Source organism: Labrenzia sp. THAF191a (assembly GCF_009363335.1).
In the GTDB taxonomy this organism is placed as follows: domain Bacteria; phylum Pseudomonadota; class Alphaproteobacteria; order Rhizobiales; family Stappiaceae; genus Roseibium; species Roseibium algicola.
The window spans coordinates 3,408,717-3,431,755 of record NZ_CP045333.1 but is presented as its reverse complement, the minus strand read 5'-3'; the positions used below and the strand labels follow the sequence as shown (position 1 = coordinate 3,431,755).

Here is a 23,039-nt window from a genome sequence, read left to right as displayed (position 1 = left end):
ATGTCCTAGTCTGCTTTCGTGAATCTGTTGCCCGGCATGTTTGGCTAACCGAACAGCCCGGCTGATGGTTCAGGTGACACGTTCACCCCCTTCAAACACCAACTGCCCGGAGCGCCTCATGGTACCGTTTTTCGTGATGATCAAATGCCAGTTGGGCAAGACCTACCAGGTCGCCAATGCGATCGCCGATGCGGAAATTGCGTCCGAAGTCTACTCCACCTCCGGCGACTACGATCTTCTGGTGAAATTCTATGTCGATGACGGTTCGGACATTGGCCACTTCGTAAACGAGAAGGTCCACCCGATCGACGGCATTCAGGACACCAAAACCATCATTACCTTCAAGGCCTTCTAAACTCAGACCCGGATATTTCCATGAAACTCATTAAAATCGCCGCCCTTTGCCTGCCCCTCGCTCTTGCTCCGATCGGCTCGACCGCGTCCGCGCAAGGCATGCCACCGGAGCAGATCAAGCAGATCCTGGACCTGACCAAGGCCAACTGGGTGTCATTCCGCGACTGGCAGGGCCAGGAGCTGATCTATTTCACCCACCTGGAATCCTGGAAGTGCGGCATCGACTATGTCTTCTACGGATTGAACGACGACCCGATTGAGCAGGAATGGCAACTGGAAGCCTGTGACCCGGACAACCAGAATGTCGTTCTGAAGGACAAGCCCTATCTGGAGCTGCCCCTGGGGTCGGCCCAGTCGATCAGCGTGCAGCTGATCTTCAAGGACGGCACCAAGAGCGCTGTCGAGCGGTTCGAGTACAAGTCGCAGTAAGGCCGATTTCGGAAACCACCCGCATTCGCCGTCATTCCGGATCGGCGCAGTAAAACTGCGCGCCGATCCGGGATCCAGCGCATCAGCGTGAGCAAAGCGAACTCTTCTCTCTTTGTGTAATGCCGCGCCTAAGGCGCGTAATAAGTCTGGTTTCCGGATCTGCGCACAGCATTGCTGTGCTTGTCCGGAATGACGCGGGAAGACAGCGTGACCCGCCCTCTTGTCTCTCGCCCTACGAACGCGAAGGCGATGACGCCCGGCGTGCTTTTGTCCGGTCCAGCCCGAGCTTGTGCTCGCGGTAGATGACGAAAATACCGGCGGCTATCACGATTAGCGCCCCCAGCACCACAGCGGGCAAAGGCGTTTCGCTGAACACCACCCAGCCGACAATAATCGCCCATAGCATGTTGACATAGTCGAACGGGGCAATGGTGGAGGCATCCGCGAACCGGTAGCTCTGCGTCAGCAGGATCTGGCCGACACCGCCCGCAAGGCCGATCAGCAGAAGCAGACCTGCCGTGGGCAGGTCCGGAATGATCCAGGCCTGACCCGGCAGCAGAAAGCCCAACGGCAGCGTGAGCAGCGACAGCACGGACGACATGCCCGCAAACCAGGTAACGATTGTGGACGTGCGCTCCGTCTCGCACAATTTGCGCACGGTGATCATGGCGAGCGCGGCAAAGCCGGCTCCTGTCAGGCCGATCAAGGCCCCGATCATCGAGTTGCTGTCCAACTCCGCGTCACCCAGATGCGGTGACAGCACAACCAGAATGCCGACAAAGCCGACACCGACTGCGCTCCAGCGATAGACCCGCACCTTTTCGCCAAGCAGCAGAAAAGCCAGCACCACCACGAAGAGCGGCGATGCAAAGCCGATCGCCGTCGCATCCGGCAAGGGCAGCAGAGACAACGCGGTGAAGCCGCAAACCATCGCCGTCAGGCCGACGGACGCCCGGGTAAGATGTCCCAGCGGGTTGGCCGTTCGAAAGGCGAGCCCCAGTTCCCGGCGCATCGCCACCATGATCAGCACCGGAAACAGCCCGAAGAAATTCCGTGCGAACACGAGCTCACCGATCGGTACCGTCTCGGCGGCAATCTTGAGGGCCGTTGCCATGACGAAGAACACCATGGTGGAGGCCACTTTCAGCGATATTCCGATAAGAGGTGCCTGCCGGGTCATCCCGGTAGGCGCCGGAGGTCCGGAGAAACGGGACTTCTGGCTCAAGAACGCCATGACAACTTCCAGGCCCGGCGCTCTTCATGAAGCCACGGGCGGTGCGTCGGACCGCGGAACCGCCGGGACAGAAAACTGGCTTGAACGTCTTGCGCAGACCTGACCTTAAGCTTGCGCCCCCGGTTCAGGAGTGGTGCCACCGGCAACCGCGAGCTCCCGCTCGGAAATGGAGACCTCAAAGCCTTTCAGACGTTTGTAGATGGACAGGAGCTCGATGATCGTCGTCCAGGAATTCACCAGGAACTGGAAGGACGAGGACACCTGGCTGAAGGCCGTCAGGATTTGCTGCACGATACCAAAGGTGATCTTGCCCACTACGATCGTCGGAATGAGGATGAAATAGGAGAAGATGTTGTCGGACTGAAGGTAAATGCCGCGGGCCAGGTTAAAATAGAGATAGTGGAAGTAGAGCCGGAAATAGTTTTGACGGACAAAACCGAACAGCTCGCGCAAGGTCGCCGGATTGGCGCGATCTTCATGATCTTCCCCGTACACAAGTTCCTTACGGTAGGCTGCCTCGACGCGCTGGTTGTGGAACTCCAGTCCGGGCAGCTTGATGCCAACAAGGCCGAGCAAAACCGTCCCAAACAGCGACCAGATGATTGCCGCGGTGAACAATGGCGCCGGAATTTCGCCTACAATCGGCAGGGACGAGACATGACTTGAAAGCGCAAACAGCACCGGCAAGAAGGCGATCAGTGTCATGATCGAGTCGATGAACGCAACGCCAAGCCCTTCCATGATGGAAGCAAAGCGCATCGTGTCTTCCTGAATACGCTGCGAGGCACCTTCGATGTGGCGCACATTCGACCACTTTTCGACGTAGTAGTCGTTCATCGCCGTGCGCCAGCGGAAGACGTAGTGGCTGACGAAGAAGCGCGTGAAGATGTAGAGAATGACCCAGACCGATGTGATCTGCGCGAAGATCAGCATCAGGTTGTAGAAGTCTGCTGCGGTGACACCGCTTTCCTCTCCATTGAGCGCGTTTTGCAGCGTATCGAAGAACGGTCTGCGCCAGTTGTTGATCGCGACTGACACCTGAACGCTGTAGTAGGTCATGAAAATGATCAGGGATGAGCCCCAGATCGACCAGATCTGCCAGCGGTGGTCGCGAGAGAACATCCACCAGAAACCGCCGAAGAGCAGCGTGCAGATACCGTAATAGATATAGAACCAAAGAAAATCAGGTGTGACGAAATAGGGCAGCCCGATGGGTGGTTGCTCACCCTGTGGCGGCGTGCCGAAGCCCAGTGTTTCTGTCAGTCCTTCAGCAAACCCGTACCAAGCAAGGATTGCGGCGAGTGACCAGAGGAAGGCAGACAGGAAGAAAAGTTTGGGCTTGGGAAAGAAGGACTGAAACAACGGGAGGATCCTATTTCTTGAAGCGGAAGGATTCGCGCCACGCACCGATGAACCGCAAGATTGCGGCAAGAACCGGATAATTCATACGTTTATTTAAAAGAAACCACAGACACAATCTTGAGAACCGGGCTTTACCGGTGTCAACTTGCTGCCTGAAAGATAAAAGGCGCCTCGAAAGGGCGCCTTTTTCAGTTTCCGTTATTTTGCTGCCTGGATGGCTTCCCACACGCGAAGCGGGGTTGCCGGCATGTCGATCAGCTCGCTGACCCCTGCCCCGTCCTTCAGCGCCTTCTGCACCGCATTCATGACTGATGCGCAGCCGCCGATGGTTCCGGCTTCACCCGCGCCCTTGATGCCCATGGCATTGGTGGTCGATGGAACGTTGCGGGTCTCGAAATGAATGTCCGGCAGGTCTGCTGCCCGTATCATGCGGTAGTCGAGCAGCGAAGCCGTCAGAAGCTGGCCGTCTTCGTCGTAGATCGTCTGCTCGCACAGGGCCTGGCTGAGTGCGGAGGCCGCACCGCCATGCACCTGACCGGCCAGGAGAAGCGGGTTCACCGTGACACCGAAATCATCGACGATCACGTAGTTGACGATGGCAACGTCACCGGTATCCGGATCGATTTCCACCTCGCACACATGGGTGCCGTTCGGATAGGTCGCCTCGGTCTGATTGACCTCTTCGCGGGCGGTCAGGGTTTCCCCGGCGCCTGCCGCAATCTCGGCTAGTGTCACCTGCTGGTCGGTTCCGACCACACGAACCATGCCACCGTCGAGTTCAAGATCCTCGATCCCGGCCTCAAGCCGATCAGCGGCAAGTTCCTTCACCTTCTTGACCAGCGCAATGCCCGCATCGCGGACAGACGGCAGGCCGATGGGGATGGAGCGCGACCCACCCGTTCCGCCCCCCTTGCGCACCCGGTCGGTGTCGCCCTGGATAACGTCGATGTCCTCGATGGAGATGCCGAACTGTTCCGCAATCACCTGGCTGTAGGCCGTTGCATGGCCCTGGCCGTTGGTCTGTGTACCGATCAGCAACGTCAACGTACCCTTGTCGTTGAGCTCAAGGGTGGCTTCCTCGCTGCCAGGGAAGGCACAGGCCTCGATATAGGAACAGATGCCGATGCCGCGGTACTTGCCGTGCTTCGCACTGTCGTCCTGCCGGGCATTGAAGCCGTCCCAGTCGGCAACTTCCAGCGCCTTTTGCAGATGGCCGGAAAAATCGCCGGTGTCGTACATTCGCCCCGTCTGGGTCGTGTAAGGCAGTTGCTCCGGCTTGATGAAATTGCGCTTGCGGATCTCTACCGATCCGACACCCGTTTCCTCTCCCGCCTTCTCGATCAGGCGCTCGATCAGATAGGCAGCTTCCGGACGGCCCGCGCCGCGGAAGGCATCCGTCGGCACCGTGTGCATGTAGACGCCCTCGACCTTCGCAAAGACGGCCGGAATGTCGTAGAGACCGGAGGTCATCGATGTGCCGACGAAGGGAATGAACGGGCCGAACTGGTGCAGATAGGCACCCATGGCAGCCCTGACGTGCACCTTGAGCCCCAGGATCCGGCAGTCGGCGTCCAGCGCCAGTTCCGCGTGGGAGACATTGTCCCGACCATGTGCATCCGTCACGAAGTGGTCCATGCGCTCACCTGTCCAGCGCACTGGCCGACCAAGTTCGCGAGCAGCAACCATGCTCAGCGGGTATTCGCGGTAGCAGAACATCTTGGTACCGAAGCCACCACCGACTTCCGGCGTGATCACCTGCAGTTTTTCAGCTTCCAGATCCAGAATGCTGCAGATGATGTCACGCAGACCATGACCGCCCTGGGTGCCGACCGTCAGCTTGAACCGGTCGCTCGCAGCATCGAATTCGGCAACGCAACCGCGCAGCTCCATGTAGTTGGCAACGATCCGGTTGTTGACGACGTCGATGGAAACGACCTTGTCAGCCTTTTCGAAGGCAGCGTCGGTCCTGGACTGATCACCCTGACCGTAGGTGAAGGCGACGTTGGTCCCGAATTCCGGCCAGACCTTCACGGCGTCCGGTGCAAGGGCCTGCTCGATCCCGACGACAACGTCCAGCGGGTCGTAGTCGATTTCCAGCATCTCGGCGGCATTCCGGGCTGCGTTGACATCGTCCGCGACGATGAAGGCAATCGCATCGCCCACATAGCGTACTTCGTCGGAGCACAGGACAGGCTGATCGGGCGCTGCGAAATTGGAGCCGTCGATCTGCTTCGGACGCGCCCGGCAAGGCATCGTCCGGCCTTCCAGCTCGGCTCCGGTGAGCACCAGCCGGACACCGTCCATCTCACGGATCTCGTCCACATTTCCAAGGCTGATGCGCGCATGTGCCATGGCGGACCGAACGACGACCCCGTGCAGGCAGCCTTCCGGCATGTAATCGCCCGTATAGATGCCCTTGCCCGTTATGAGCGGCTCATCTTCCTTGCGGCGCAATGGGGCGCCAACACCGAACTTCGGAGTGACCATCTGGTTCATGAATCTGGACCTGCTTTTTTTGGGAAGACTTTCCCTTGGGAAATATCCACGCGCCGGGAGCGCCGGTTTTGTTCAACATAGTGCCCGAAAGCCGACGTGGCCAGAGGTTTGGACAATTCTGCTTCGCACATTTGTTTTTCGGGGCAAGCTGTGGGTGCCGAGACGGCTTGCTCATTCGGTGCCAGTGGCGCTTCCATCAACACAAGCCAGCCCCTCCCCTGAAGCATGCGATAGGTGGGTGAGCTGCTGCACACGCCGAGAAACGCTGAAACCAAGCCGCCTCTAGATGATTTCGTCTTCGTCGAACAGCGGATCGGCCTCAAGCTGGGAAGCCAGGCTGTCGAGGGTCGTTTCAGCGTCGTATCGTTCGTTGAACTCGGCGATATGAAACAGCCCGTCCCCTTCGTTGACCACCGGAAGGTTGGTTCTGCCCACGATGAGCCCACCGAGTTCGGCCAGCACGTTCCGTTCCTTCTCGCCGAACGGATCAGAGGTGATGCCAAGCAGCATACCGGGTTCGACAACATCGCCGACCGATTTGAACGGCCGCAACAATCCCCCGGCCGGAGAACGGACCCAGTAGCTCGTCTTGCTGAGGATCGAACGGGCCTTTGGCCGCGTGATGCCCTTCGCCCCCAACATCTTCAAGGACCGCATCACGCGCAAGACCCCGGAAACGCCAGCTCTGATCGCCATTTCGTCAAACCGCAGGCCTTCGCCCGCCTCGAACACCAGGACGTCGGTTCCCTTCAGCTGTGCGGCCTGTCGCAACGACCCATCGCGCACCTTGGAAGTCAGGATGACCGGAGCACCGAAAGCTTTCGCGAGCGACAGCGTGTCTGCCAGTGAAGGCGAAACGCGGATCTGCGGCAGGTTGGTCCGGTGAATGGCCGCCGAATGCAGGTCGATGCCATAATCGGACCGGTTGACGATCTCGCTCATGAAAAGATGCGCCAGCCGCCCGGCCAGCGAGCCGCGCAGGCTACCGGGGAACGAACGGTTCAGGTCACGCCGGTCGGGCAGATAGCGCGAATGGTTCAGAAAGCCGAACGCGTTGACGATCGGGATGACCATCAGCGTACCCTTCAGCTTGTCCAGTTCCTGGATTTCGAGCTGTGGCGCTTTCAGGACACGGCGTGCGATCTCCACACCAATGACCTCGTCACCATGCACGGCCGCACTGACGAACATGACCGGCCCGGGTTTGCTTCCATGCAGGACATGCACGGACATCGTCACGGGCGTGTGGTCCGACAGCACGCTGACCGGCAGATCGATCGTACGCCGGGTTCCCGGTGCGATCTTGTGGTCGCCGATCTCGAAGGCTTTCACTTTTGTGGTCAACCGCGTCCCTTGGTCTTGGTTTTGCCAACCTGGGCATTCTTGGCAATAAAGTCGATGATCTTGCCGGCAACATCAATACCTGTTGCCTTTTCAACGCCCTCCAGCCCGGGCGACGAGTTGACCTCCATCACCACCGGGCCATGGTTGGACCGCAGCATATCGACGCCGCAGACGTTCAGCCCCATGGTCTTTGCCGCGCGAATGGCGGTCGAACGTTCCTCGGGAGAAATCTTGATGGCGGCCGCACTGCCACCGCGGTGCAGGTTGGACCGGAATTCGCCCTCCGCACCCGTCCGCTTCATGGCCGCAATCACCTTGCCGCCAACCACCAGCGCGCGGATGTCGGTGCCGCCGGCTTCCTTGATGAATTCCTGCACCAGGATGTTCACGTTGGCACCGCGAAACGCCTCGATCACCGACTTGGCAGACCGCTCCGTATCGGCAAGAACCACACCGATGCCCTGAGTGCCTTCCAGCAGCTTGATCACAACCGGGGCGCCGCCCGCGGTCGCCAGCACTTCCTCGGTCATCTTCGGATCGTGGGCGAAGGTCGTTACCGGCAGGCCGATCCCGTCGCGGGCAAGCAGCTGCATCGACCGAAGCTTGTCGCGCGACCGTCCGATGGCAACGGATTCATTCAGCGGGTAGACGCCCATCATCTCGAACTGGCGCAACACGGCCAGACCGTAAAAAGTGACCGATGCGCCGATCCTCGGAATAACCGCGTCGAAGCCGGTCAGCTTGCTGCCGTTGTAATAGATTTCCGGCCGCCGCGAGGCGATGTTCATGTAGCAGCGCAGCGTGTTGATGATTTCCAGTTCGTGACCGCGCTCCTCGGCAGCGTCCTTCAGGCGCTTGTGGGAATAGAGCTCGGGATTCCGTGCCATCATAGCAATTTTCATTGGTTCAAGTCCCTCGGTCTCAGCCTCGTTCCGACCGGTGTTGCGACACCGAATTTTCAGTGATTGTTTCCTGCCGCTTAAACGCGCAGCTTAGTGTTTTGTTGCCAGCGCGGGCTTTCCCGCCAGGAAAGACCGGCCTGCATGCACCAGCACGTTGTGCCGCCTGATCGCCGTCCGGCCGAGGATCATGTCGAACCCCATGTTCGACCTGTCCGCCAGCGACACATCCACATGCCAGTGATGTTTTCCAAGATGAAGTAACGTCCGGATGACAATGCGCCGTTCGGGAACACCGCTGGTGTTCTTGATGTTGCGCTCGTCCAGAACCGGAACCTCCGCCCGGAAATCGCTGTGATGACGCGAGGCAGGCACCCGGAAACGTACCCAGGTCCGGCCGTCGCGTTCGAACACTTCCTGTTCTTCGGCATGGAGCGCCGAGGTGCGTGCGCCGGTGTCGATCTTGGCACGCATATCGAAAACGCCCAGTTCGGGAAGGCTCACGATTTCACGCCAGCCGATGATATCGGCAGCGGCCAAGGGACGCCCCTTCTTAGCCATTGTCATTCAAAAAAACCCTGGAGCCCCCTTGCTGGGGCCTTTCCCAAACGACCTTGTTAACCGAGCATTGCATGGCCTGCCGGAGAGCGCAACACAGGTTGCGATCCTGTCTGAAAACAAGATTTCGGACGCAGCTCATCATCATGATTCACAGCGGCGCGCAAGCGAATTTGCGCGCGCGTGCAAAGATCGTCCGGCAAGTGCAACAGCCGGATAACGCCCTACCGCTTGTACGGGTTCTTCGGGCGCCGGTCGTCAGACAGGCTGCGTCTCGTTTCGCGCGTCAATTGCTCGATGGCATCGGCAAGATGGACTTCCTGAATGTTGTAGTCACCCCGCGCCACCCGGATCTTGTGTGCTTCCAGCATGACCTCGCCCATGGCGACGCCTTCCGGCGGTACGAAGCGATAGCTGGCCAGTTCGATCAGCAGCCCGAGCGGGTCACGAAAATAGATGGAATCCATGAAGCCGCGATCCTTCGGACCGCTGTGCGATATGCCGCGTGCATCAAGCCGCTCGGCAATCTGCCGAAAGGTTGCCTGCGATACGGCAAGCGCCAGGTGATGAACGCAGCCGATTGTCTGGGGAGCCGGCTCCGGGTCCGGATTGCGGTCTTCGTTGGTGAAGATCGTGATGAGACGGCCATCGCCGGGATCGAAATACAGATGGCTCTGGTTTTCATCGTCCAGATTGGGTTGCTCGAACACGAAAGGCATTCCCAGCAGCCCTTCCCAGAAATCGATGGAAGTCTGCCTGTCGGCCCCGACAAGAGTGATGTGATGCACGCCCTGCGTCTGGATTTTTTCCATGGATGTCCTCCCCGTTCGGCGCAGTTTAAATTGCATCCGCCTGCGATGGCAAACAGCCGCCCTCTTTCCTTCTCGGCGAAAAGCGCTAAGCTTGTTTCAACTGCAACAAACAGCCTTATCCGAGTCTTGCCTGTGCTCCGGCCCCAATGCGCCGCCGCATCCGCATACCCTCCGGCAAGGATTCACGATGGACATGCCCACCCAACAGCCGGAGCCTTCCGAGGCAACCGGCAATCGTCTTCGGCGCAAGGTGACCAGCCTGACGGAGAACCTGCCGTCGAACACCATCGGCGCGCTCTGGATCCTTCTGGCCGCCTTTCTGTTCTCGATCATGGTCACCCTGATCAAGCTGCTCGGCAAGGACCTGACGGTCTTCCAGATCCTGGTGATCCGCCAGGGCATCATGCTTGCCATCGTTGCCCCGAAGATCCTCAGCGGATTGCCGACCTCACTGGCAACAAAACGTCCCGGACTTCAGCTGACCCGTATCGTGGTTGCTGCGACCGCCATGCTCTGCGGCTTCACGGCCGTCATCGAACTGCCGTTGGCCGATGCCACGGCAATCAGCTTCTCCAAGACGTTCTTCCTCACGATCTTCGCCATCTGGTTGCTGGGAGAAACAGTCGGTGTGCACCGCTGGGGTGCCACCATCGTCGGCTTTCTGGGGGTTGTTCTGATGCTCCGCCCGCAAGGCGACGGGCTGATCGATCCCTTTGCGCTGCTCGCCATTGCCGGGGCGGCCTGCGCCGGCCTGGTGATGATTGTCGTCCGCCTGCTGACGCGCACCGATCCCCCGGTCACCATCCTAACCTACCAGGCTTTCGGCGTCGGTCTGATCATGATCATCCCCGCCATCCTGACCTGGCAGAGCCCGACCCTGGCACAATGGGGAATTCTTCTTGGGATCGGCATCGTGTCCTGGGCGGCCCAAATGGCGAATATCCAGGCATTCCGCGCCGGCGAAGCCACCGCAATTGCCTCGCTGGACTACACCAGGCTGCTCTATGCCACCGTTTTCGGTGCGCTGGTGTTCCACCAGTGGCCGCGCGTGGAAACACTGGTGGGCGCTGCCGTCATCATCGCCGCGTCGATCTACACGGTCCGCCGCGAGGCCAAACGCGGCCAGAAACTGGCAAGGGCCTCGGACGGACGCGGGTACAATAGCTAGAGCAGCAGGCGATGAGGTTGCCTGCCGGCTCAGGCGATAAGGTCGCCTGCCGGCTCAGGCAAGCACGTGCCAGAAATCCAGATCGACGCTGGCGGGATCAAACAGGTTCAATAGCGGCGCACAGGCCGCGTTCGACACATAGCCTCCGCAGATCTCCCTGGCAGCACCTTCCGTTTCCACAAAGCAGATCTCCGAATAGGTATCCTCCCCTGCCCGCGCCATCAGATGCGCCCTGGTTTCCGGCAAGGGGGCAAGATACTCCCTCTCGATCCGTCCGGACGCAGCCATCAGCGCCTCTTCTGAAAAGCTGCCGTCGTCCCTGGGACGAAACGTACCGAATTCGATGGCGGAAAATCCGTCCGGCACCGCTTCGAGGTCTTTCATCAGACGGTTGAGACACAGGCGAATGCTGCCGGGCTCCAGCAGTTCCATGAATGCCCTTGAGCTTGCTGCCTGCATATGCGCCTCGGACATGGCTGCGAAACTGGCCTCGTCCCTTGCCAGAATTGCATCGGCATAACCGCCTGTTGCATTGCCTAAAAAGCAGTGAAAGGCGATTCCCGGCTGGTTGCTCAGGAACTCCTTCTGCCACAGGCGGGCGGCCGCTATCAGTTCCGGCGCACCTACGCCTGCTTTCGCCTCGTAGCGAGCAAACCCCATCACTTTCATCGGTCCCAGTTCTTTTCGCAGCATGAGATGTCCTTCCGTGTTTCTGCTGCCAGCTCTATAGAAGGCGTCAGAGACAGTTTCTGTCAGGGGGATGCGCTATGATCGTGCAAAAGAGGGCGGCAGCAAATTCCTTGCAGAAACCGGCTGGAGACCGACACCCATGCGAACCATCAGGCTGTTTTCCATCCTGGATGCCCTGCGCAGCCGCAGAGGCGCCGTTCCGGCCGCCATGCTTGCGGAGCTGCTGGGCGTGACGGAACGCACCATTTATCGGGACATGGCCACGCTGAAGGCGATGGGCGCGCCCATTCGCGGTGAAGGTGGTGTCGGCTACGTTCTCGAGCGTGGATATTTCCTGCCGCCGATGCAGTTCGATCCGGACGAGCTGGATGTCATCCTGCTCGGCATTCGCATGGTCAAGGCACGTGGCGACAAAACCATGAGCGAAACGGCCGAGCGTGTGCTCGGCAAGCTTGGAGCAGTTCTGTCCGAAGGCGAACGCTCGCTGAACCGTCCGTTGCTCGCGGTCGGCAAGGCCTCCTCGGCACAAGGACATGACGCCCTGTCTCCGCTGCGCGATGCCATCCGCAAACGGCGCAAGGTGCAACTCGGCTACAGCGACCTGCAGGACCGCGTCAGCGAACGCCTCACCCGCCCGCTGGGACTGACTGCCTTCGAAAGTGTCTGGGTGCTGACTGCGTGGTGCGAAGTACGGAACGGCTTCCGGAATTTCCGGCTCGATCGCATCAGGTCATTCGCGATCACCGACACACGGTTTCCGAAGGAGCCGGGCAAGGAATTTCAGGACTATTTGAAGACGCTGTGAGGCAATCACGCCGCTTCGTTGCAACGGGTTAATGCGACAGCAGTGTGACCGCTTGTCAGGTGGAAACCCGCTCTGCGTGACTTGAAAATTGTGCCGGTTTAGACAGAAAGCATTGCACGGAAGCGCTCGATTGAGAGCGCTTCCGGTGTTTTCAGGAACGGTGCGCTCAGGCGCTCCGGGCTTCCGCCGCTGCCCGCTTCTGGGCTTCTTCCTCGACCAGTTCCTTCTTCGACAGTTTGCCGACCATGGTTTTCGGCAACTCGTCACGGAACTCATAGTCTCTTGGCAGTTCGATCGTCGACAGATGGTCCTTCAGGAAGGCCTTCATGTCATCGGCGGTGAGCGAATGGCCTTCCTTCAGCTTGATGAAGGCCTTCGGGCTCTGGCCGCGATAGGCATCCGGCACGGCAATGACGATGGTCTCGTCCACGGCCTCGTGCTGGTAGATCGCTTCCTCGATGACACGCGGATAGACGTTGTATCCAGAGCACAGGATCAGGTCCTTGATCCTGTCGACCAGATAGATGAAGCCGCCATCATCCTGATAACCGACATCGCCCGTATGCAGATAGCCGTCCTGGGTGATGGTCTCGGCGGTCGCGTCCTCGCGCTTCCAGTAGCCCTTCATCACCTGGGGCCCGTGCAGCAGCAACTCGCCCTTCTCGCCTGCCGGAACCACGGTTTCGCGGTCCTCGATACTCACGAAGCGGGCACTGGTCCCCGGCACCAGCCTTCCGATGGACCCCGCCCGGCGGCTGTCGTCCAGCGGGTTGACCGCGGCAACTGGCGACGTTTCGGTGAGACCGTATCCTTCCACCAGAATGCAGCCCGTGATCTTTTCAAAGCTTTCCTTGACCTCCACCGGCAAAGGCGCGCCGCCCGACAAGCAGATCCTGATGCTGGTCAGATCGTAATTCGCCGTCATGGGCGAGTTGTTGATGGCCGTGTAGATTGTCGGCACGCCCGGAAAGAGGGTCACCTTCTTTCGCTTGACCGCTTCCAGCAGCGACTTCAGTTCAAAGCGCGGCTGCAGCACCATTTCAGCGCCCAGAATGATTGACAGGTTCTGCCCCACCGTCATTGCGAAGACGTGGAAGAACGGCAATACGCACAGCATCTTTTCTTCGCCTGGCCGCGCCTTTTCGAAGACGCAGCGCATCTGCTCGATATTGGCCGACAGGTTTCTGTGCGTCAGCATCGCGCCCTTGGGAACGCCGGTGGTACCCCCGGTATACTGCAGCACCGCGATATCGTTTGCCGGATCGATTGCGACCGGCTTGGGCTTGTCGCCCCTCGTCTGCAGGTCTTCGAAACGAATGTGGGCGTCATCACGGTGAATGTCCGCCAGTTCCTTTCGCTTGAACAGACTGAACAGCACCTTCTTGATCGTCGGCAGGCACCAGGCCATCGGGCAGACGATGATCTTGTCGAGCGCCCGTTCCCTGCGAACCTCCTCGACCTTGTCGTAGATCACCTTCAGATCCATGGTCACCATGATGCGCACATCGGCATCACGCGCCTGGAACGACAGTTCGCGCTCGACGTAGAGCGGATTGAAGTTGGCGACCGTGGCGCCGATCTTCAGAACCGCGAAATAGAAGATCGTGTAGAAAGGCGTGTTTGGCAGGCACAGGCCGACGTGCACACCCGGGCCGACGCCCATCGCCTGCAGTCCGGCAGCCGTCCTGTCGACCAGCGCGCCGAATTCGGCATAAGTCCACACCTTGCCCATGAAATCACAGGCAGGACGGGTCCCGTATTGGGCAACGGTCGTCTCGAGATACTCGTGTACTGGACGGGGCTTGAACGCCGCGTTCCACTCCTCCGCAGTCGTCATTACGTTCTCCAACGCGTTTTATCGCTTCACTGCGCGGACGGGCCTTTATCCTGAAATTTCGTGATCCGGACAAAATCCGTACCACGAAATGGTCCTCCTCAAGGGCCCGGCCACCAATGAGGCGTCACCTCTTTGGGTCTCTCCTGACATGAACCAACCTTCCGTTCACGTCAACTCGCGACGTAACGACACCTCGTCGTTTTTTTGCGCGCGAAGAACCATCCGCTTAAGATAAGCCAGCTGAGCCGGTTGGCAATAGAGACGTCAAATCAAAAACTTATAGACAACCCTGCAATACAGGCGGTTTATCTCTTTGGCCAGTTCCAGCGAGGTGTGTCAGCGCTATCCACAACCGTCTCGCCAAGTTCCTTGCGCAGATCGTAGCGCATGCAGCCTCTTTCCGACGACAGCACGGACACCAGTTCGTCCGCATGGGAAACGACGATCACCTGCGTCTTTTCCGCGGCCCGTGCAATCAGCCGGGCGAGAGGCTCCAGCAATGCCGGATGGAGGCTTGTCTCGGGCTCGTTCAGCACCACCAAGGGCGCCGGGCGCGGTGATAAAAGCGCCGCCGTCAACAGGAGATACCGGAGCGTTCCGTCAGACAGTTCACTGGCCCGTAGCTCGCGCAGCAGCCCCTTCTGCTGCATCAGCAGTTCAAAATAGCCGTCGTTGACCGAAATCCTGACGGATGCTCCGGGGAATGCGTCATCGACTGCCTCTTCCAGAGCCCGCTCGTCACCAATTTCCTGGATGGTCTGAAGAGCGGCTGCCAGATCCCCGCCATCTCCGCTCAGCACAGGTGTCCGTGTTCCTATCTTGGGAAACCGCGCGGGAGCGTCCCTGTCGGTGCGCAGGTGATCATAAAAACGCCAGGCGCGCATGCGTTCGCGCATGACCAGAAGTTCCAGACCGTCTTTCGGATCGGCGGCATGGGTCATCATGCTGTCGAAGCGGGCAAGGTTCTGGAAAACCGGTATGCGCTGCCCGTGGGCATTGAGAACCCGAACCGTCGGGCCGTTTCTGGCCGCGATTTCGTTCGAGCGGGACAAGGCTTCGCCGGCCCAAAGGGCCTCGGCCTTGATTTCCGGATCCATGGAAAACAGCGACCGCCCGGCGTCCGCCGGCAGACCGAGATCTATCGCATAGCCATAATCCTCATCGGCAAAGCCGAGCTTCAGACTGACCACGCCCTTGCGCACGGTTCCCTGAACCGGCACGTCGCCCTGTTTCATCGCCCTGGAAAAAGCTTCAGGCCCCGCCCAGAGCGTCGAATTGAGGCCACCTTCCGCAGCCAGCGAGGCAATCGCCTGGCCTTGCGAGACTTCCGCCAGCAAACGGATCGACCGGTAGAGGCTCGACTTGCCGCTGCCGTTCGCACCCGTCACCAGGGTGATGCGGTCGAGCGGTAGGACGATGTCGCGTAGCGAGCGGTATCCGGAAACGGCAAGAGTGAGGATCATCGAAAGACCTGTTTCAGCTCCCCTGATCCACCAGTTCGAGCTTGTTGACATCGAAGAAACCGAATTCGGTGATCTTCAGATGCGAAATGCCCGGCAAAGGCAGGAAGGTGTCGCGCGCATTCCGAACGCTGGAGCGAACCAGACCCATAGATTTTTGTCTTGAGGAATTGCGTCACTGCTACTTTTAGGTGCATATCTTGGTGCAATACTCGAACGAAAGGTGTTGCCTTTGTATAACCCGAAAGAAGCGGCAGAAGACAGCCACGCGCTTCACCTGGCCATCCTGTTTTTTGTAGCTAGCGCTGTCGCGATCTCAATTTATTTCCACCACGACAGCGGTTTGAAGTACTGGCTTCTGAAGGGCTTTGGCGAAACCACCCCCGGCAAGGTTCTGGTCATTATCAACGACACGCCCGATGGGGACAAGGCTTGGGCGCATTATCGTTCCAATTACCGGAACACTTTCAAGAACTTCAAAAGCTGGCACGACGAAAGGATCGTCGTTGAAATCAACCCAACGAACGCACCGGCCCAAACTCTGGATTTCAGGATAAAGCCTGGGGAGATCATCCGAGAGACAGACGGCGCTCTGAACGTCACTTATTTGCCACTCAATCCGAAGATTGCCTATCCCACCCGCAGTTTGGACAGGTTTTCTCTCGACAGCCAGATCCTGTTCTGGTCCCTTGTTGCCGGAGCTGTCCTCCTGTTTCTGGCGTTGCGATCCGCGCGGAAATGGGCACGTTTTCGTGCACGTTTGCGCCAGTACTGAGCGCAAGCATCAACTACCCTGATCCACCAGTTCGAACTTGTTGACATCGAAGACGCCGAAATCGGTGATCTTCAGATGCGGAATGACCGGCAAAGGCAGGAAGGCGACCTGCAGAAACGGTTCGGCCAGCGTACAGCCGAGATCCTTGGCAGCGGCGCGCAGGTGCTCCAGTTCCTCCTTCACCGTTTCGAACGGCTCCAGGCTCATCAGTCCCGCCAGCGGCAGGGCAAGTTCGGCTTTCACACCATCCTTGTCGGCAACCGCAAATCCACCCTTCATGGCGATCACCCGGTTGACCGCGTGGGCCATGGCTTCCTCATCCGCGCCAACCACGCAGATGTTGTGGCTGTCATGGCCGACGGACGAAGCAATTGCGCCCTGTTTCATGCCGAAACCATTGACGAAACCGAGGCCGATGTTGCCAGTGCCCTTGTGCCGCTCCACGACGGCGACCTTCAGCACATCCTGATCAAGATCGGCCAGCGTCTTGCCGCCGGTCACCGGCAAGGTGCGCTTCAGGTGTTCGGTGATGATCCTGCCCGGCACCACACCGATAACGTCGGCCTCGCTGTTGCGCGCCGGTATATCGAACTTTGACGCGGTGACCTGGCCGACATGCACGCTGTCGAGGCCAACCGCCGGGACGATGGTTCTATTTGCAAATGCTTCGTCCGTCGCCAGAACACCGCCGCAGATCACTTGCGCCACACGGCAATCGGCAAAGTCGCTCAACAGCGCAATGTCTGCGCGCTTGCCCGGTGCAATCACGCCCCTGTCTTTCAGGCCAAAGGCATTGGCCGCCGACCAGCTTGCGGCCCGATAGGCGTCCAGCGGACGGATGCCCTTGGCGATCAGGCGGCGGATCATGCTGTCGAGGTGGCCTTCCTCGGCAATATCGAGCGGATTGCGGTCGTCCGTGCACAGCGCGACGAAAGCCGAAACATCCGGTGTCAGGATCGGAGCCAGCGCTTCCAGGTCCTTGGAAACGGAGCCTTCCCGCATCAGGATCGTCATGCCTTTGGCGAGCTTTTCCAGCGCCTCCTCGGCGGAGGTTGCCTCGTGGTCGGTGCGGATGCCTGCGGCCAGATAACCGTTGAGGCCAATGCCCTGAAGCAGAGGCGCATGGCCGTCGATATGACCGTCCTGAAAGGCGGCAAGCTTCGCCAGCACCTTGGGATCGCGCGCAAGCACACCTGGAAAATTCATGAATTCGGCAAGGCCGATCACACTCGGATGATCGCGGAACGGCAGCAGGTCCTCGATCTCCAGGCAGGCGCCGGCTGTCTCAAAAGCCGTTGCAGGAACGCAGGACGAGAGATTGACCTTGAGGTCCATCACTGTTTCCAGAGAACTGTCCAGGAAATATCGGATCCCTTCGGCACCCAGAACATTGGCAATCTCATGCGGATCGCAAATGGCTGTGGTCACTCCGTGCGGCAGCACGCAGCGGTCAAATTCGAACGGCGTGACCAGAGACGATTCCACATGAAGATGCGTGTCGATGAAGCCGGGTACGGCTGTCAGTCCCGAACCGTCGATCGTTTCGGCCGCTTCATACTGCCCGTGTGTGCCGACGATCCTGTCACCGACGATCGCAATATCCGTTTCGATCGTGGATCCATCGACAACGCTGAACAGGCTGGCGTTCCTGATCACCAGATCGGCAGGACGCTCCCCTGCCCCGGCAGCAATCGCCCGCTCCAGAAACGCTTCATCATGTGTGGCCGGCATTTTTTGTCTCCGATTCTCGTCCCTCCCCGACAATACGGATGTTGAAAGCTCCGGCAACGATTTCGCGAAGGTGTGTTAGGATGTCCTGCACGAAAGAGCTGAAACACGGATCGCCCGTCAATCCCGCGCGCACCCAGGCTGCGCGGATGTGCCAGACCGGCCCCTGCCGGAAAAATGTTACCGAGGCAGGCGAGAATTTTTCGTGTTGTTGCGCAGAGACTTACCGCGCCACAATATCGAAAACGTGCGTTGCAAAACAGATTGCGATTGACAGCCGGGCCACTTGGGCGAATAATTTTATCAAACTTATTTATTCTGATGCCGCCGACGAGAGCAGGCAGTTCCTGGGGAGGAGCAAGACCGGTGGAGGACACGCCAAAAAGCGGCCGTGGTTCGAATTCCGCGCAATTGCGCCGGTACAACGAACGCATCGTACTTCAGATCCTTCGGCGTGCCGGTGAGGCCTCCAAGGCGGAACTCGCCCGGGCGGTACAGCTGACCAACGCGGCCATCGGTGCCATCATCCAGAACCTCATCGAGGAAGGGCTGATCGTGGAAGCCGGCAAGCGTCACGACGGCAGTCGCGGGCAACCGGCAACCATTCTCCGGCTTGCCCCGCGCGGCGCCTATTCCTTCGGGGTGCGGCTGGACCGGACCAACATGGAAACCGTGTTGATGGATTTTTCCGGCCAGCTGATTGCCCGCCGGCTTCATGACATGATCCTGCCCGCGCCCGAAGAGGCCATGGAAATCCTCAAGGACGATCTGGAATTCCTGCGCCAGCATCTGAGCAAGGAAGACCAGTCCCGCATCACCGGCATTGGCCTGGCGCAACCGTTCAACCTTGGTGCCTGGCTGCATGAACTGGGCCTGCCCCAGGCCGATTTCATGAAGTGGGAAGACTTCGACCTGACCGACGCCCTGGAAAAGGCTACCGGCCTGCCGGTGTTCAGCGAGAACGACGGCACGGCCGCCGCTGTGGCCGAACTCTTCTACGGGCTGGGCCGGCAGAACGACAATTTCGTCTATCTTTTCCTTGGACCTGCCATCGGCGGCGGCCTGATTCTGAAGGGCGATGTCGTGCGCGGTGTATCCGGCAACGCCGGCGACGTTGCCATGATCCCCGTCCCGCCAAGCACGTTGACCACCGCACCAAAGGCCCGCAATTCCTGGGACCTGCTGCTGACCCGCGCATCGCTGGTTGCACTCGCCCGGCACATGTCGCCCGAAGATTTTCCAAAGCTCAACCGCTCCGATTTGCAGCACGCGGTTGAAACCGGCGACCCGAAATACACCGAGTGGCTTGAAGACTGCGCCGAAGCGCTCGCACTTGCCCTGCGCTCGGCCTATGCGCTTCTCGATGTTCCTCTGGTCGTCCTCGACGGCGACCTTGGCGGCCCGTTCCCGGAAACCTTCCGCGCCGCCTTGAAAAAGGCCGTGGAAAAGGCCGCGCCGGAGAAACGCCATTCACCCGACATCGAAATCGGCAGCTTTGGCCACGACGCAGGCGCCATCGGCGCAGCCAGCCTGCCGCAATTCTTCAATTTCTCGCCCAGGGCAGCAATCCTGACAGGCGGGAAAGACACCGGACCCGCCGGAGCTGGCAGCTCGGAGGATAGAGCCAGCTTTCCGGCACGGGCAGCACGGTTGGGGTCACATCTGGCCACGCCCAACCGTTCAACCTGAATTGGCCAGGGAGGAAAAACGCAAATGATCCGCAAACTACTCGCGACCGGTTCCGTTCTCGCCGCCATGGCTGCCACTCCGGCAGTCGCAGCAGACATCTCCGCCTGCCTGATCACCAAGACGGACACCAACCCGTTCTTCGTGAAAATGAAGGAAGGCGCCACCGCAAAGGCTGAAGAACTCGGCATCGAACTGAAGTCCTTCGCAGGCAAGATCGACGGCGACCATGAAACCCAGGTGGCAGCGATCGAAACCTGTATTGCAGACGGTGCCAAGGGCATCTTGCTGACCGCATCCGACACGTCGTCCATCGTGCCGGCTGTCCAGCAGGCGCGCGACGCCGGCCTTCTGGTGATTGCACTCGACACGCCGCTCGATCCCATTGATGCAGCCGACGCAACCTTCGCCACCGACAACTTCAAGGCGGGTGAGCTGATCGGCCAGTGGGCCGCGGCCAGCCTGGGCGACGAGGCAGCCAATGCCAAGATCGCCATGCTTGATCTCGGCATCAGCCAGCCAACCGTCGGCGTGCTGCGTGACCAGGGCTTCCTGCAGGGCTTCGGCATCGAGCTTGGCGACCCGAACAAGTGGGGTGACGAAACCGATCCGCGCATCGTCGGCAACGACGTGACCGCAGGCAACGAGGAAGGCGGTCGCAAGGCCATGGAAAACCTGCTCGCCAAGGATCCGATGGTCAACGTGGTCTACACGATCAACGAACCTGCGGCTGCCGGCGCCTATGAAGCACTGAAGGCCATCGGCCGCGAAAACGACGTGCTGATCGTATCTGTCGACGGCGGCTGCCCGGGTGTTCAGAACGTCAAGGACGGTGTTATCGGCGCCACCTCGCAGCAGTATCCGCTGCTGATGGCATCGCTCGGCATCGAGGCCATCAAGGCCTGGGCCGACAATGGCACCAAGCCGGAGCCGACCGAAGGCAAGGACTTCTTCGACACCGGTGTTGCCCTTGTGACCGACAAGCCGGTTGAAGGCGTCGAATCCATCGACACCGCCAAGGGAACGGATCTCTGCTGGGGCTAAGACACCCCTGGACGAGATCAAAAGGGGCATGGGCGACCTTGCCCCTTTTTTCAAAACCGGCGCAAAGAAGGTTAAACGGGCATGACCTTAGAAAGCAAAACGGCCAAGGGGCCGGCGGACTACGAATCCGCTGCCACCTCCGGACCGCAAGCTGTCGCCTCATTCGATGACGAACGTCATGGGATCGGGCAAAAAATCCAGCACACGCTGCACCAGACCCCATCACTGGTTCCGCTGATCGTCCTGGTACTCTCCCTTGTCGTTTTCGGGCTGTTGCTCGGATCGAAACTGTTCTCCCCCTTCGCACTGACGCTGATCCTGCAGCAGGTCCAGATCATCGGCATCGTGGCGGCAGCACAGAGCATCGTCATCCTGACCGCCGGCATCGATCTGTCGGTCGGCGCGATCATGGTGCTGTCCTCCGTTGTCATGGGGCAGTTCACCTTCCGCTATGGTTTGCCGGTGGAGGTCTCCATCGTCTGCGGTCTGATTTGCGGTACCTTTTGCGGGTATCTCAACGGCTTCCTTGTCGCCATCGTCAAGTTGCCCCCCTTCATCGTGACGCTCGGCATGTGGCAGATCGTGCTTGCCACCAACTTCCTTTATTCGGCCAATGAGACCATCCGGTCTCAGGAAATCGCCGAAGTGGCACCACTGCTTCAGTTCTTCGGCAACAAGGTCAATGTCGGCGGCGCAGTCTTCACCTACGGCGTCATCTTCATGGTGCTTCTGGTGCTGGTGCTGGCCTACGCCCTGCGTCAGACAGCCTGGGGCAGGCATGTTTACGCCGTTGGCGACGATCCGGAAGCCGCGCAGCTTTCGGGCGTGCAGGTGAAGAAGGTTCTGATATCGGTCTACATGCTGTCCGGGCTTATCTGCGCCTTCGCCGGCTGGGCGATGATCGGCCGCATCGGTTCTGTTTCCCCGACCACGGGTCAGCTTGCCAACATCGAATCCATCACGGCCGTGGTGATCGGCGGCATCTCGCTCTTCGGCGGACGCGGATCCGTGCTCGGTACCCTGTTCGGCGCACTCATCGTCGGTGTGTTCACGCTCAGCCTGCGCCTGCTTGGCGCCGATGCGCAGTGGACCTACCTGCTGATCGGCATCCTCATCATCGGCGCGGTCGCGATCGACCAATGGATCAGAAAGGTATCTGTGTGATGGAACCTGTCCTGCAAGCGCGTAAACTGGTCAAGCGCTACGGCCGTGTCGTGGCCATGGACCGAGCCGACTTCGAACTCTATCCCGGCGAGATCCTCGCCGTGATCGGTGACAACGGGGCTGGCAAATCCACCTTGATCAAGGCTCTCAGCGGAGCCGTGCAGCCTGATGGCGGAGAGATCCTGCTCGATGGCAAGCCCGTCCACTTCACCTCGCCCATCGACGCCCGAGAAGCCGGGATCGAGACGGTGTACCAGACCCTGGCCATGTCCCCTGCCCTGTCGATCACCGACAACATGTTCATGGGCCGTGAGTTGAAGAAACCCGGCTTCCGCGGCACCTGGCTGCGCCAGCTGGACCGAAAGAAGATGGAGGAGATCGCCCGCGAAAAGCTGAACGAACTGGGGCTGCTCACCATTCAGAACATCAACCAGGCCGTTGAAACGCTTTCAGGCGGTCAGCGCCAGGGGGTGGCGGTGGCACGGGCGGCCGCTTTCGGCTCCAAGGTCGTGATCATGGACGAGCCGACCGCCGCTCTGGGCGTCAAGGAAAGCCGGCGCGTGCTGGAGCTGATCAAGGATGTCAGGGCCAGGGGCTTGCCCATCGTGCTGATCAGTCACAACATGCCCCATGTCTTCGAGGTTGCCGACCGTATCCACATTCATCGGCTGGGCAGTCGGGCTTGTGTCATCAAACCGTCGGACTTTTCCATGTCCGATGCGGTGGCGATCATGACCGGAGCCATGGATCCGCCGGACAGCATGGCGGCCTAGGCCAGGGAAGAAAAACGGGAGGTGCCTTCATCCGGCGCCTCCTACCCGGGACCTCATCCCGAAGAGAACCGAAAGGTTCGTCCCGAAAGATGGGCCGCAAATTCGGTGCCTGTGGCCCATCCTTCGAGACGGGCTTATGGCCCTCCTCAGGATGAGGTGGTGGATTGATGAGCCGCTGTGGGGTCAGAGAAGACACATACAACGAGCGCAATTTGCGCGCCTCGTTGAAACCAATAAGGGAACGGGAGACACCGGGCTCAGCCCCTCTCCCACCCAAACCCTCATCCTGAGGAGAACCGACAGGTTCGTCTCGAAGGATGGGCGGCAAAATCAGCGCCCGTGGCCCATCCTTCGAGACGGGCTTATGGCCCTCCTCAGGATGAGGTGGTGGATTGATGAGCCGCTGTGGGGTCAGAGAAGA

The 23,039-nt window shown here is 59.7% G+C and carries 21 protein-coding genes; 9 read left to right on the top strand and 12 right to left on the bottom strand.

Going from position 1 to position 23,039, the window contains the following annotated elements:
• Positions 1-118 precede the first annotated feature (118 nt).
• A complete protein-coding gene (locus FIV05_RS15780) occupies positions 119-355 on the top strand; it encodes an Lrp/AsnC ligand binding domain-containing protein (protein ID WP_023000641.1) in 237 nt (78 codons plus the stop codon).
• Between the two features lie 20 nt (positions 356-375).
• Positions 376-783 (top strand): hypothetical protein, encoded by a 408-nt coding sequence (locus tag FIV05_RS15775; protein WP_023000640.1) that lies wholly within the window; start codon positions 376-378, stop codon positions 781-783.
• A gap of 232 nt (positions 784-1,015) precedes the next feature.
• Here FIV05_RS15775 and FIV05_RS15770 read toward each other — a convergent pair whose 3' ends face one another.
• From FIV05_RS15770 to FIV05_RS15740, 7 genes are all read right to left on the bottom strand, one after another.
• On the bottom strand, positions 1,016-2,017 hold the full coding sequence (locus FIV05_RS15770) for a DMT family transporter (RefSeq protein ID WP_051990128.1): 1,002 nt from the start codon (positions 2,015-2,017) through the stop codon (positions 1,016-1,018).
• 105 nt (positions 2,018-2,122) lie between these two features.
• Positions 2,123-3,379 (bottom strand): peptide antibiotic transporter SbmA, encoded by a 1,257-nt coding sequence (sbmA, locus tag FIV05_RS15765; RefSeq protein WP_152510214.1) that lies wholly within the window; start codon positions 3,377-3,379, stop codon positions 2,123-2,125.
• Positions 3,380-3,577: 198 nt separating this feature from the next.
• Positions 3,578-5,875: a xanthine dehydrogenase family protein molybdopterin-binding subunit gene (locus FIV05_RS15760; protein WP_152510213.1), complete on the bottom strand. Its 2,298-nt coding sequence runs from the start codon at positions 5,873-5,875 to the stop codon at positions 3,578-3,580.
• Positions 5,876-6,157: 282 nt separating this feature from the next.
• On the bottom strand, positions 6,158-7,219 hold the full coding sequence (locus tag FIV05_RS15755; RefSeq protein WP_152510212.1) for a succinylglutamate desuccinylase/aspartoacylase family protein: 1,062 nt from the start codon (positions 7,217-7,219) through the stop codon (positions 6,158-6,160).
• Entirely contained in the window at positions 7,216-8,121 is a 906-nt protein-coding gene (gene rimK, locus FIV05_RS15750) for a 30S ribosomal protein S6--L-glutamate ligase (RefSeq protein ID WP_006932769.1), read from the bottom strand. Before rimK ends, FIV05_RS15755 begins: the two co-directional genes overlap by 4 nt.
• A 90-nt stretch (positions 8,122-8,211) precedes the next feature.
• Positions 8,212-8,685: a RimK/LysX family protein gene (locus FIV05_RS15745; protein WP_208984212.1), complete on the bottom strand. Its 474-nt coding sequence runs from the start codon at positions 8,683-8,685 to the stop codon at positions 8,212-8,214.
• 215 nt (positions 8,686-8,900) lie between these two features.
• Positions 8,901-9,488: a VOC family protein gene (locus tag FIV05_RS15740; protein WP_152510211.1), complete on the bottom strand. Its 588-nt coding sequence runs from the start codon at positions 9,486-9,488 to the stop codon at positions 8,901-8,903.
• A 193-nt stretch (positions 9,489-9,681) separates the two neighbouring features.
• Here FIV05_RS15740 and FIV05_RS15735 point away from each other — a divergent pair, with 193 nt between their 5' ends.
• On the top strand, positions 9,682-10,656 hold the full coding sequence (locus FIV05_RS15735) for a DMT family transporter (protein ID WP_208993494.1): 975 nt from the start codon (positions 9,682-9,684) through the stop codon (positions 10,654-10,656).
• 54 nt (positions 10,657-10,710) lie between these two features.
• On the opposite strand, the gene FIV05_RS15730 is transcribed toward FIV05_RS15735, so the two are convergent.
• On the bottom strand, positions 10,711-11,349 hold the full coding sequence (locus FIV05_RS15730; protein ID WP_286202197.1) for a hypothetical protein: 639 nt from the start codon (positions 11,347-11,349) through the stop codon (positions 10,711-10,713).
• Positions 11,350-11,485: 136 nt separating this feature from the next.
• On the opposite strand from FIV05_RS15730, the gene FIV05_RS15725 reads away from it, so the two are divergent.
• Entirely contained in the window at positions 11,486-12,151 is a 666-nt protein-coding gene (locus tag FIV05_RS15725) for a YafY family protein (protein WP_152510210.1), read from the top strand.
• A 166-nt stretch (positions 12,152-12,317) separates the two neighbouring features.
• Here the strand turns inward: FIV05_RS15725 and FIV05_RS15720 are convergent, their stop codons facing one another.
• The 3 genes from FIV05_RS15720 to FIV05_RS31885 form a co-directional block, all read right to left on the bottom strand.
• Positions 12,318-13,988, bottom strand: coding sequence for a long-chain fatty acid--CoA ligase (locus tag FIV05_RS15720; RefSeq protein WP_173013864.1), 1,671 nt, complete (start codon positions 13,986-13,988; stop codon positions 12,318-12,320).
• A gap of 305 nt (positions 13,989-14,293) precedes the next feature.
• Entirely contained in the window at positions 14,294-15,451 is a 1,158-nt protein-coding gene (locus FIV05_RS15715) for an AAA family ATPase (protein WP_152510208.1), read from the bottom strand.
• A gap of 13 nt (positions 15,452-15,464) precedes the next feature.
• Positions 15,465-15,599, bottom strand: a complete 135-nt coding sequence (locus FIV05_RS31885) for a hypothetical protein (protein ID WP_023000626.1) — start codon at positions 15,597-15,599, stop codon at positions 15,465-15,467.
• Between the two features lie 81 nt (positions 15,600-15,680).
• Between FIV05_RS31885 and FIV05_RS15710 the strand changes: the two genes are divergently transcribed.
• Positions 15,681-16,223 carry a hypothetical protein gene (locus FIV05_RS15710; RefSeq protein WP_023000625.1) on the top strand — a complete coding sequence of 181 codons (543 nt, stop codon included), beginning with the start codon at positions 15,681-15,683 and terminating at the stop codon, positions 16,221-16,223.
• Between the two features lie 9 nt (positions 16,224-16,232).
• On the opposite strand, the gene ade is transcribed toward FIV05_RS15710, so the two are convergent.
• The gene (ade, locus tag FIV05_RS15705) at positions 16,233-17,954 is read right to left on the bottom strand and encodes an adenine deaminase (protein ID WP_152510207.1); all 1,722 of its coding nucleotides are present in this window, start codon (positions 17,952-17,954) and stop codon (positions 16,233-16,235) included.
• A 363-nt stretch (positions 17,955-18,317) separates the two neighbouring features.
• Between ade and FIV05_RS15700 the strand changes: the two genes are divergently transcribed.
• The 4 genes from FIV05_RS15700 to FIV05_RS15685 all read left to right on the top strand — a co-directional run bounded on the left by FIV05_RS15700 (position 18,318) and on the right by FIV05_RS15685 (position 22,618).
• Positions 18,318-19,640, top strand: coding sequence for an ROK family transcriptional regulator (locus FIV05_RS15700; protein ID WP_201030462.1), 1,323 nt, complete (start codon positions 18,318-18,320; stop codon positions 19,638-19,640).
• Between the two features lie 24 nt (positions 19,641-19,664).
• Positions 19,665-20,681: a sugar ABC transporter substrate-binding protein gene (locus FIV05_RS15695; protein ID WP_023000622.1), complete on the top strand. Its 1,017-nt coding sequence runs from the start codon at positions 19,665-19,667 to the stop codon at positions 20,679-20,681.
• Between the two features lie 81 nt (positions 20,682-20,762).
• Positions 20,763-21,845, top strand: a complete 1,083-nt coding sequence (locus tag FIV05_RS15690; RefSeq protein WP_152510206.1) for an ABC transporter permease — start codon at positions 20,763-20,765, stop codon at positions 21,843-21,845.
• Positions 21,821-22,618 carry an ATP-binding cassette domain-containing protein gene (locus FIV05_RS15685; protein ID WP_208984213.1) on the top strand — a complete coding sequence of 266 codons (798 nt, stop codon included), beginning with the start codon at positions 21,821-21,823 and terminating at the stop codon, positions 22,616-22,618. Before FIV05_RS15690 ends, FIV05_RS15685 begins: the two co-directional genes overlap by 25 nt.
• The last annotated feature ends 421 nt before the right edge of the window (positions 22,619-23,039 follow it).